Raw genomic sequence first — 10,629 nt, forward strand, 5'->3', positions numbered from 1 at the left:
GGGGCCGTCAACGACCGGTCCCCACGTCCCGGTCAGGTCGACTCAACCGTGCTGCTGAGGTCGAGCGGCGGTGGCGGCCCGGGAAGCAGGTCCTGGAGCTGGTAGTTGATCGCCCGTAGGCGCTCCTGTTCCCCCGCGTCCCTTGCTCGTTCGCCCTCCCGGATCAGGCGGGCGGCCTGGGCCGGGTGGCGCATGGTGGACTGCTCCTGGGACAACTGTGCGAAGAACAGTGGTTGCAGGGCTCCGGCCCGGTCGAGCACCCGGGTGGTGTACGTACGGAGCCGCTCGCAGCGCGTCCGCAGCGACGCCGCCTCGCGAGCTTCGATCGCCTCCGCGATCTCCCGTTCCAGGAGCGGTAGGTCCTCCCGGTCCGAGGCGCTGCCGTGTGCGGCGACCAGGTCCTGTGCCGCTATCACGACCGATTCCGCCTCGGCCACGAGTTCCGGCCAGGCCAGCTCTTCCTCCACGGCATCCAGCTGAAGCCGCAGCTCCCGTATCCGTTGGTCAGCCTCGGCTGCCGCGCCCGCGTCGGTGCGGCCCGCGGCCAGCAACCGCTCCAGGTCCTCCTCGACGGCCTCGTCCGCGATGCGCTGGAGCAGGAGACCGGCCACCGCGCTCTCCACCGTGGACTGCCGTTCCCGCAGCGCGGCCAGGCGGAGACGTTCGGCCTCCGCCGCCGCGACCAGCCGGTCGCGGTCTAGCTCCGGTTCGGCGAGCAGGCTCACCTCCGTCTCGTACGTCTCGTCCAGCAGCGGCACATAGGCACTGACCTGTACGAGCTGGGAAGCGTCGATCTCGATGGTGAGCCGCACCTCGCTGCCCGCGGGGACCGTGCGGGCGACCTCGGCGGCGCCCACCTCGATGCGACCGATCGTGGGGTTGCGGTCGGAGCGGGCCTGCTCACCACGCAGGACGGGAATGCGGATCAACCCGCCTCCCGTTCCCTGCTGCACGGTGACCGTCGTGCGTAGCGAAACGGTGCGCCTCGCCGGGAGCCGAGCTCCGCGCTCCACCAGCGGACGCGTGTGGTTGTCGGCGAGTCCGACGCCCACACTCTGGGTGAGCATGGGCTCGGTCTCCACCGCGCCCACGGTGTAGGCGAGCCGGTCCGGGCGAGCGGCACGGACCGTCCCCTCCCCGTCGGCGAGTGCGATATGGAAGGTGTTCTGGCGTCCACGTTCGGCTCGTAGCGTGCTCGTGAACCCTCCCTGGTCGGTCAACCGCAGCCGGCCGCTGCGCCAGGGCGGGTCCGACTCCTCGTTCGACAGTTCCACCGTCATCCCCGCGGCCGGCGCGCCGTCCGGGGACGTCACCTGACCCACGACGACCGGGTCGAGGTCCGGGCTGACCCGCGGGTACTCGCAGCGGACCGTGTACGTCCCCTGGGCCGGCGCTTCGGAAACTCCCCAGTCGCGCGGCAGTGGCTGTCCGCCAGCGAAGATCGCCGCGCCGCGGGATACGACCGTCATCGGATCGTGGGTGAAGTCCAGCGGGATACCGAGCCCGTGCCGCGGGTCGGCGATCCGCTCCCGCAGGTAGGGCATGCTGGTCTGCCCGCCCGCCATGATGGCCTTCTCCAGGTCGCCGGGGCCCAGGCCGAGTTCCTCCAGCGCCTTGCGACACAGGTTGAGGGAACGGCTCACCAGTGGCTCCGCCAACCGCTCGACCTCCGCGCGGGTCAGCTCGTGATCGAAGTCGAAGCGGCGACCGCGGTCATCGGGCAACTCGACGCACAGCTCGGCGGACTCGCTGCGGGAGAGACGGACCTTAGCCGTCTCGGCGGCCTGCTTGAGCTTGGCGATCGCCCCGTTCCACCGCGGGTCGCCCCGCTCCAGACCGGCGAGTTCGCGGTGTTGCCGGGCGGCGACGGGGACGAGCAGCTCGTCCACGATGCGCCAGTCGAGCAGCTTGCCGCCGAGCAGGTTGTCGCCACGGTGTCCGATCACCGAGAACTCGCCGTCCCGCAGCCGGATGACGGCGGCGTCGAAGGTGCCGCCGCCGAAGTCGTAGACGAGCCAGGTCGCGTTCTCCTCGATCGCCTGGAAGCCGTACGCGTGCGCGGCGGCGGCCGGTTCCTGGAGGAGTCGGGTGAGTTCGAGCCCGGCGAGCGCGGCGGCCCGCTGGGTGGACTCACACGCGCTGAGGTCGAACGCGGCGGGCACCGTGATGACCGCCGCGGTGACCTCTCCCAGTCGCGCGGCGGCGTCCGCACGCAAGGACTTGAGCACCTCCGCGGACAGCTCCTCGGGAGACATCGTCCGACCACCCGTGAACTTCTTGTCCTGCCCGGCGGTCCCCATGCGCAGCTTGAACTCCAAGCAAGTGTTCTCCGGCTCCACTTCGGCCCGGTCGCGGGCCGTCTGGCCGACCCACAACCGCTGCCGACGATCGATCCAGACCGCCGACGGCGTGGTCTCCCGCCCGTCGTTGTTCTTGATCACTTCCGTCTGGACGCCGTTCAGTACGGCCACGGCACTGTTGGTCGTCCCGAGGTCGATGCCGATATCAATGGTGGTTCTCGTTCTCGTCACCGCTGCGCTCCCCTCACCGGCTTCGTCGCCGGTTCCTCCATCGGCTGGTCGGTCCGCTCTGTCGGCTCCGTCCGCTCCGCCCCCTCATTGGCCGACTCCGCGGCAGCTTCCGACGGTTCCTCGTCCGACTGGCCCGGGCCCTCCGGCTCGTGCGGCGGCGTACCGACGATGATCTCCGCGGGCGCCAGTAGCGCTCCGCGCAGGTACACGGCCGGACGTACGGTCTCGGTGATCAGTTCGTGCTCCAGGTGCGGCATGGGCTGGTAGGCCAGCACCCGGACACGCATGCCCGGATCGAAGACCGTTCCGTCGTACGCGCGGAGTTCCACGGCCGCTTCGGCGAGGACGTCGAGCAGCGTGCGAAGGTGCCGGCGGACGGTCGCCGACGCCTCCGTCCCCGACTCCGCTCGCACGGCCGCCCGCCAGGCCGCGACCGCGACTTCGGCCAGCCTTCCAGCCTCGACGTCCACCGGGGCGCGTGGGCGTCCGCCGCCGTCCGGCCCGGCCGTTCCTGGGGGATGCTTCGGCTGAGGCGGATAGGCCGGCTCGGGGGGTATGCGGGTCAAGGTACGTTCCTCTCTGTGTACTCGGACAGGACGTAGCCGACAGCCAGCACCGCACCACCGGCGTAGTACCAGCCCTCATGTCCGTCGCCCCACCAGGCGAGGACGAGCGTGATCAGGCCCAGCAGCACCATCAGCGCGCTCGCGCAGGACAGCCAGCATCCGGTCTCGGTGGAAGCCTCCGGCCGCCCCTGGCTCGCCATCGCCATCGTCCGGGGCCGGCAGTCGGCACAGCACGGCACGGGGGTTCCCATCGCCGCTGACCGCGAGGGCCGGACGTAGGTCTCGTAGGTCTTCCGGTAGCAGCCCCGGCACCGTTTCGCGTACGCAGAACGGCCCACGCCGTTCGACGGCGTCGGCGGACGAGAGCGGGAACCGTAACGAGAGTCGTGGCCGTGGTCGTACTCGTAGTCGTCGTACCCGTGGCCGTCACTTCGGGGGAGGGTGAGCTGGCGGTACGAGGGAGTGCCCGTGCCGCTGGCGAGTGCGGCGATCTGGCCGTAGAGCATGGTGCGGGTCCGGTGGGTCCGGGCGAACTCCAGAGCCTTCCGGAATCCGGCGAGCGTGCGCTGGGTACCGCCGGATACCTTCCGGTGTTCGAACAGGGCCAACGCAGCGGTGAGGGCGAGGGTGTCCGCGACCTCGTCGAGGTCGTCGAGGTCCTCGACCGCGGCCCGCGGCAGTCCCCTGAGCGTCTTCATCCGGGGGCCAGCAGCCGCCAGCAGCTCAGTGGCGTAGTTCGCTCCCTCGTGGGGGGTGCGTCTGCTCTTGTCCACCGCCTCCTGACAGGCCAGGTTGATCATATTCAGGATTACGCGGCCGAGGTCGCGTTCCACGGGAGAGCACACGTGCCTGGAGGTCGCCAGTTCCCTGGCGTTGTGCAGATGGCGAACGCATCGTTCGAGCCTCGGCGCGGACACCGCCGGTTCGTCCTGCACCGTCCTGTTCACGCACTGCACGGCGTGTGCGTGTACGGCCGTGGCGACCGCGTCGGACGCGTCCTGGACGACGGGGTGGCTCCCGTCCAGCACGGTGCGCAGCACACGCAGGTCCGCCCGGGTCTCGTCGAGCAGCGCCGCTCCGGCCCGGTCGTGCTCGGCCGGGTCCGTGGAGCTCAGGTCCTCCCGCTCGTACCGGGCCCGGACCCGGGCGGCCACCGGCTCGACGGCCCGTTCCAGTGCCGCGTCCATCACCTGACTCGCGTCGAACTCGCGCATCCGCGTGAGGTGCTTGCGTGTCGCCGCGGCATCGACGCTGGCCACCTCCACGGCGAGGTGCGCGTGCACGTCCAGCAACAGTGCGGGCAGCTCCCGCCGCAAGCGCTCACCCGACCACTCCCGCAGGCGGGGATCCTCCAGCGCGCGAATCCGGTCGTCGAGATGCCGCCAGCAGCGGTCGTCGTCCAACAGCTCGCGCCACAGCCGGTACGCCCTGCGCCACCGCTTGTCCCACGAGGGGATTCCGCACGGGGTCGTGCCTTCCAGTACGGACGCGTGCGCCAGCACGGCCAGGTTGTGCAGGGCGGCAGGGCGTCGGTGGTCATCCGCCGCGCCGTGCTCCGCGAGCTGGCGCCACAGTTCCTGGGCCCGCCCCGGGTCGGGGAGCCGGTCCTCGCCGGGCAGCGGCCAGAACCAGAAGAACTCGTCGCTCAGCCGGCGCAGCGGGTCGTCGAGCCGGCGTAGCGCCTCTCGCACGTGTGCGTGGCCGGGCGACTGGGCCGGCGGCAGCGGGCTCGGCTCCGACGGCCCGTCCACGTCGAGGGTCTCGGCCGCACGTAACGCCTCGGCGCGGCGACGGATCTGGCGGGGCGTGGCGGTCGACGGCAGACCCGTCAGCCGGAAGGCGTTGTCGCGGTAGAGCATGGCGCCCACCCCCACCTCGTGCCCCGGCCACGCGAACGTCGCCACCTGACGCCGGGCTGAGGGTCCGCCACGCGGATCTGGTTCCGGAGGCATGCGTCGTCCTCTCGGTCGGTACGAGTGAGCGGTGCGGATGCGGAGTGCTGCTACGACTGCAGCTCACGGAAGGGTTGTTCAGCAGCCCCGGCCCGGGGCCTGAACAACCTCGATCCCGCCGGCGGCACGGCTGCGGTGGTCGAACGGCTCCGCGTACGACAGTGGGAGAGCAGCACGCCCGAACTACGTGAAGCACTGGACGGCGACGTCCTCGCGGCGATCGAGGGCTGGCGCCGTGCAGCGCGGGAAGCCGAGAGCGGGATCGCGGGTTTCCTCTGATCCGATGCGGGGATGGCTCGGTCACCGCCACACGGTTCCCAACCCCGCTCCTGCTGAGGGGACACCAGCGAGAAGTGAGCATCCCGAGCGGCCCGAGCGGCGTCGCCCTCGCGACATGATCACGGCTCGCCGCTCCGCACCCTCACAAATCTTCCACATTTTGGCAACAGGGCTCCCCCAACTCCCGCCCATGCGCTTACCCTCGGCCCATTGCCCACGATCACAGGCAGTACGACCCGGCCACGCGTGCGAGCCCACCGGCACCGCGACTGGCTCTGATCCAGCAGGGGGAGTGCAGCGTGGATGCCAACGCGATGGCCGCCTTCGGCGTCTCCGCCGAGGAAGAGGAGATGTACCGGTACTTCCTGCGTTACCCCAACTCCTCCACGGAGGGCCTCCAGCACCGGCTGCGTACGGACCCCGAAGCGGCCGAGACCATACTGGAGCGGCTGTGCCAACTCGGCCTGGTGGGCCGGGGCGGCGAGGAGCGCGGCATCTCCCCCACCGACCCGGAGATCGCCATGCCCCGGCTGATCGACCGCCGGATGCGCGAACTCCAGGAGGAACTCCTCCGGGTCACCCAGGCACACCAGGTGTTGGACGCGCTGCGTGCGGAAGCGCGGGTGCACGACTCGGGGCAGCGGGGCGTGGAACAGCTTCCCGACCCGGCGCAGATCCGCAGCCGCATGGACGATCTCGCCTTCTTCGCCCGGGAGGAGATCCTGTGTGTCGAGCCGCGCGCGGAGCTCGACGCCGAGAGCATCAACCACCTCAGACCCCTGCATCAGCGGTGCCTCCGGCGCGGGGTGCGTTTGCGCCACGTGGTGCCGGCCGAGGCGCTGCGCCACAGCCCGGTCTCTCGCTACCTACGGGAGATCGCCGCCACGGGCGCGGAGATCAGGACCGCAGACGTCTCCGAGCACCTGCTCGTCTACGACCGCCGCGCCGCGCTGATCCGGCTGGACCCCGAGGACGGCACCCGCGGCGCGTTGCTGGCGCACGAGGAGGGTCTGGTCTCGCACAGCGTCGCGCTGTTCGAGAAGATCTGGGCGGACTCCGCGGAGCTGCCCGGTGTCGCCGACGAACCGTTGAGCGAGGACGCCCCCACGCTCTCCGAGATGGAGCGCCGCGTGCTCCGGTCGCTGGTGTCCGTCGGCAAGGACGAGGCCGGCGCCCGACAGCTCGGCATCTCCGTGCGCACCTACCGCCGCCATGTGGCCGACCTGATGCGCGCTCTGGGAGCGGCCAGTCGTGCCCAGGCCGCCCTGCTGGCCCGGGACTTCGGGTGGCTCTGAGGACCCGTCGGCAAGGCCCCGGCACACACCCGCGCACCGACCGCCGCACACCGGACGCGTACGGCGCCGGCTCAGTCCCCCTGCTGCCGCCAGCCGCGCAACGCCGGGTCCCGCAGTACGGCCGCCACCCGGCGCCGGACCCGACCGCTGCTGCCCGTCTCCTCGTCCAGCAGCACCCGTAGTCGTATCCGGCCGGGGGCGATCTCCGGCACGCACGTCCAGTCCGCCGGCAGCAGACCGACCAGCCGGATAGCGGTGGTCTCCGCGTGCGGCGCCGTGGAGGCATCACACACCGTGACCGCCTCCACGTAGCCCGGATCCGCGTCGCCCTTCATCCGTCCGCCACCGAGAGCAGCCGCGCCGCCGCGCCCGCCATCGCGGAGATGCCGGTCGGCAACGCGGTACGTACGTCCGGGGCGAACCGCGGGGAGTGTTGCGCCGGGATCTCCGGTCTCCCGCCCTCGGCCCGTTCCAGGGCGGCCCGCCACTGCCGGGCGCCGGTCGTGCCGAGCAGCCAGTACACCGTCGACACCTCCGTTCCGCCGTGCAGTTCGGCACCGTCCGGGCCGTACCAGGGGAAGTCCTCGGTCGCGGACAGACAGGGATGGTCCGTGAGCACCCGCTTCGGGCCGAACTCCCGCTGGTGCTCCCCGCGTACGGACGCTGTCGGCGCGCCGTCGCAGGCCAACACCGGCGAGCGCGCGGTGACCTGGATGTCCGGGTCCCGCGGGCATCCAGCGGCCTGACACTCGGCACGTACGACCCGCTGGACACCCGCCAGGGCGCGGGTCAGCGCCCGCTCGCCGTGGGCGCGCAGGCTGATGCCCAACCGCGCGCTGTCCGGAACCACGTTGACGCGGTCCCCGGCGTGCAGCGTGCCCACGGTGAGCACCACCTGGTCCGCCGGGTCGGCCTCTCGGGAGACCACCGTCTGGAGCCGGAGCACGATCGCCGCCGCGAGGACCACCGGATCGACGGTGAGTTGGGGCGTGCCCGGGTGGCCGCCGCTGCCGTGCACGACCACCTCGAGGGAGACGCTGCCCGCCATCAGCGGCCCCTGGCCGTGCGCGACCGTACCGGCCGGCAGCGGGGCGGTGTGCTGGGCGAGGACCACGTCCGGCACGCCGAAGCGTTCGTAGAGCCCGTCCCGGAGCATCGCCCGGGCGCCGTCGAGGGTCTCCTCCGCCGGCTGACCCACCACGAGCAGCGTGCCACGCCACCGCTCCCGGGCGCCCGCCAGCACCGCCGTCGCTCCCGCCACCGCGGCCAGGTGCAGATCGTGCCCGCAGGCGTGCATGACACCGGGGCGGGTACTGGCGTAGCGCAGCCCGGTGTCCTCGGTGAGCGGGAGCGCGTCGAGTTCCGTACGCAGCAGCACCGTGGGGCCCGGGCCGTTGCGGAGCACGCCGACGACTCCGGTGCCCCCGACCCCGCTGGTCACCCAACAGCCTTGCCGCCGCAGCCGGTCCGCGAGCGCGGTGGCCGTACGGGTCTCCGTGCCGGAGAGTTCGGGATGGCTGTGCACGTCCAGGTACAGCTCGAGGGCGGACCGGAGAATCTCGGGGGGCGGGCCATACGAGACACCTGGCCGCAGGCCGTCCGCCTCGGGCGGGCTCGGCGCGGGCTCGGTCACGTCGGCGCTGTCGAGGGGGCCACCGGCTGGCGTCACTGGGGGACCTCCGCTCACTTCTGACTCGGCGGCTCGTCCGACCGCGCGTACGAGGCACCGGGAGTGCTGGTGTCTCGCCCGGCAGCCTGCCTCATCGGCGTCACCACCGCCGAAGCGACCCACTGACATCCGGTGTCAGTGGCATGCCAGCGGAACCCGAGGCTGTTTGCGAGCGCGCTCGGTTGGAATGGGCGGGACCCAACCGGCAGGGGCGTCGGCATGCCTGACGTACCCGTACCTGGACCAAGGGAGTTCTCATGAACGACAAGACCCAGCTCGCTAGCCTCGCCGACGAGATCCTGGAGCTGGAGTCGGAGACCTTCGAGATCTCGGACTACTCCGACGCCGCTGAGGTTGTTCTCGCTGGTTCCACCTCCTGCTCCAGCACCTCCACCTGCTCCAGCACCACCAGCACCACCTCCTGCAGCGCCTGAGCGAGCGCCGCGACCAGCCAGCCGTTGCCCACCGGTCCTCCGGCGGGCAACGGCTGGTGGTGTGCCGGGCGCTGGTTGCCGGACCCTCAGGCCCGTACGGACCGGTCTACGGGAACGGGTGCGGCACCCGTTTGAGTTCGGCGGTACTCAGGTCCGTGGTTCGCCGCCCCGCCCTCCGCTGTGCCGTGCGCATCCGAGGCATCTCCAGCGCCCGCTGCCGGGACCAGCCGAAGTCCATCGGGATCAGCCCGGGCACCAGGGTCCGTACGGTGTGCAGCCCCATCCGGCACTGCTCCGGCGTGGTCTGGTCGACGACGATCGCCTCAAGCCCGGCGGCGGCCAGTTCGTCCCTCAGCAGCGCCAGGTCCGTCAGCAGGTCGGCGCTTCGGGGGCGTACGGCCTGCCAGTCGGCGAACGCCTCGTCCAGCCGCAGGTGCCCGGTGGGCTCCAGGAACTCCCGGGCGTGCGCGGCCATCTCCGGCAGCCCGTACAGCTGGGCGTGGTCCTTGAGGTGCAGCACCCTGTCGAAGTCGGCGGCCATCGCCCGTAGTTCCGTCAGTCGGTCGCTGACCTGGTAGGGCAGGTGCGGGATGTAGGTGAGGACCTCGGAGAGCGCGGCCTCGACGGTGTCCTCCGGTACGAATCCCGCCGCCGCGCTGAAGGCGAGCGTGCCCGGTCCACCGTCGCGGCGGACCGCGAGTCCGGTGACGACGGGGAACGGCAGGTCGATCCGGGTGTCGTAGGCGTGCACGTCGTAGCCCAGCAGCCGGGCCCGGTCGAGCAGGGTGGCGACGGTGCTGTCGTGGCAGCTGCTCAGGTCGATCTCGGTCAGCCGGGCCCGGCCGTACCAGGCGAGCAGGAAGGCGTCCCGTTCGATGAGTTCGAGCAGTCCGAAGAACGCCGCCTCGGCCGGGCTGCCGCCGGTGGCGCAGCCGTTGGAGCACTCGAAGACGAAGTTGTCCGCGGGCGTGCCGGCGCTGTAGTGCACCAGCCTGGCCGGCACCAGCACGGCGTCGCCCTCGCGCAGGGAGTGGCCCCACAGCCAGGGGATCTCCCGGGTCGGGTCGAACGGACTGACCAGTGGGTCCGTCGCGTAGGTGGCCGCCGGGTACGCGCCGCAGTCCGCGGGGTGGAGGACGCGTTCGCCGCGCGCCCGGAGTTCCTCGTACGACGCGGTGACGGGGGCGGTCGGCTGCCGCCGATGGGTGCCCGCGTACCGTTCCAGGCCCTCCAGGAAGGCGAGTCGGCGGCTGGTGGCGTAGCTGTTGGCCTGTCCGGACCAGGTGACGTCGGTGAGCCCGGCGAAGCCGCGCACCAGGTGGGTGCCGGCGACCGGGGCGGTGGTGGTGGAGGTCGGGTTGATCCACACGTCCGTGCCGAGCGTGCCACACACCGGGTTGGCCAGGGCGCTGGTCGGCAGGGGGAAGGAGTGCGGCGGACGCTGTCGGTAGTGGTCGGGACGGGCCTTGGGCACCGGCTCCAGGGGCAGTCCGCCCGCTGCCGTACCGGCCGGTTGGGATGGGGCGCAGTGCGGGCAGAGGGGTTCGGGCAGCAGCGGGAAGCTGGCCAGAGCGAGTGTGCCGAGGTCGACACGGGTGACCCGGGGGCCTTCGGCCTCCCCGGCTCCGGGCACGGTCCGCACGGCGCCGTCCCGGTGGATAGCGCGGTAGGCGGCCCAGACCGCGTCCACGGCCCAGTCGGTGAGGACGGGCCAGCGGGCACCGCCCGCCGGTTCGTAACCCAGCTCCAGGGCCTCGCGTTCGGATCTGCTGCGCAGCCGCTGCCAACGCATGGCGAGGCACCGCCCGCAGGCGCTCGGGGCGCGCGACGGCTGCCCGCCGGGGCCCCGCGCGAGCTGCCAGGGGCCGAGCAGCACCGCGCGGGAGCTGAGGTGCACGGTGGC

The 10,629-nt window shown here is 72.0% G+C and carries 9 protein-coding genes; 3 read left to right on the forward strand and 6 right to left on the reverse strand.

Going from position 1 to position 10,629, the window contains the following annotated elements; all coding sequences use genetic code 11:
- Nucleotides 1-32: 32 nt before the first annotated feature.
- Genes AN216_RS07525 through AN216_RS07535 form a run of 3 tightly spaced genes read right to left on the reverse strand, consistent with a single transcriptional unit; the run spans nucleotide 33 to nucleotide 5,049 of the window.
- Nucleotides 33-2,531: an Hsp70 family protein gene (locus tag AN216_RS07525; protein WP_079166367.1), complete on the reverse strand. Its 2,499-nt coding sequence runs from the start codon at nucleotides 2,529-2,531 to the stop codon at nucleotides 33-35.
- Nucleotides 2,528-3,097, reverse strand: coding sequence for a hypothetical protein (locus tag AN216_RS07530; RefSeq protein ID WP_139140874.1), 570 nt, complete (start codon nucleotides 3,095-3,097; stop codon nucleotides 2,528-2,530). Before AN216_RS07530 ends, AN216_RS07525 begins: the two co-directional genes overlap by 4 nt.
- A complete protein-coding gene (locus AN216_RS07535; RefSeq protein WP_139140875.1) occupies nucleotides 3,094-5,049 on the reverse strand; it encodes a hypothetical protein in 1,956 nt (651 codons plus the stop codon). The genes AN216_RS07530 and AN216_RS07535 overlap by 4 nt, the downstream gene beginning before the upstream one ends.
- A gap of 24 nt (nucleotides 5,050-5,073) precedes the next feature.
- Between AN216_RS07535 and AN216_RS07540 the strand changes: the two genes are divergently transcribed.
- Together AN216_RS07540 and AN216_RS07545 are read left to right on the forward strand one after the other, a co-directional pair.
- Entirely contained in the window at nucleotides 5,074-5,328 is a 255-nt protein-coding gene (locus AN216_RS07540) for a hypothetical protein (protein WP_070195828.1), read from the forward strand.
- A 299-nt stretch (nucleotides 5,329-5,627) separates the two neighbouring features.
- Entirely contained in the window at nucleotides 5,628-6,623 is a 996-nt protein-coding gene (locus tag AN216_RS07545; protein WP_107401918.1) for a helix-turn-helix domain-containing protein, read from the forward strand.
- A gap of 71 nt (nucleotides 6,624-6,694) precedes the next feature.
- Here the strand turns inward: AN216_RS07545 and AN216_RS07550 are convergent, their stop codons facing one another.
- Both AN216_RS07550 and AN216_RS07555 read right to left on the reverse strand, forming a co-directional pair.
- The gene (locus AN216_RS07550; protein WP_070195829.1) at nucleotides 6,695-6,958 is read right to left on the reverse strand and encodes a hypothetical protein; all 264 of its coding nucleotides are present in this window, start codon (nucleotides 6,956-6,958) and stop codon (nucleotides 6,695-6,697) included.
- Nucleotides 6,955-8,217 carry an amidohydrolase gene (locus tag AN216_RS07555; RefSeq protein ID WP_070196095.1) on the reverse strand — a complete coding sequence of 421 codons (1,263 nt, stop codon included), beginning with the start codon at nucleotides 8,215-8,217 and terminating at the stop codon, nucleotides 6,955-6,957. Before AN216_RS07555 ends, AN216_RS07550 begins: the two co-directional genes overlap by 4 nt.
- 332 nt (nucleotides 8,218-8,549) lie before the next feature.
- On the opposite strand from AN216_RS07555, the gene AN216_RS07560 reads away from it, so the two are divergent.
- Nucleotides 8,550-8,726: a thiazolylpeptide-type bacteriocin gene (locus tag AN216_RS07560; RefSeq protein WP_070195830.1), complete on the forward strand. Its 177-nt coding sequence runs from the start codon at nucleotides 8,550-8,552 to the stop codon at nucleotides 8,724-8,726.
- A 106-nt stretch (nucleotides 8,727-8,832) separates the two neighbouring features.
- Here AN216_RS07560 and AN216_RS07565 read toward each other — a convergent pair.
- A partial coding sequence (locus AN216_RS07565; RefSeq protein ID WP_079166369.1) for a TOMM precursor leader peptide-binding protein occupies nucleotides 8,833-10,629 on the reverse strand: 1,797 nt, incomplete at its 5' end.

Origin of the sequence: Streptomyces oceani (genome assembly GCF_001751245.1) — a bacterium.
In the GTDB taxonomy this organism is placed as follows: Bacteria; Actinomycetota; Actinomycetes; order Streptomycetales; family Streptomycetaceae; genus Streptomyces; species Streptomyces oceani.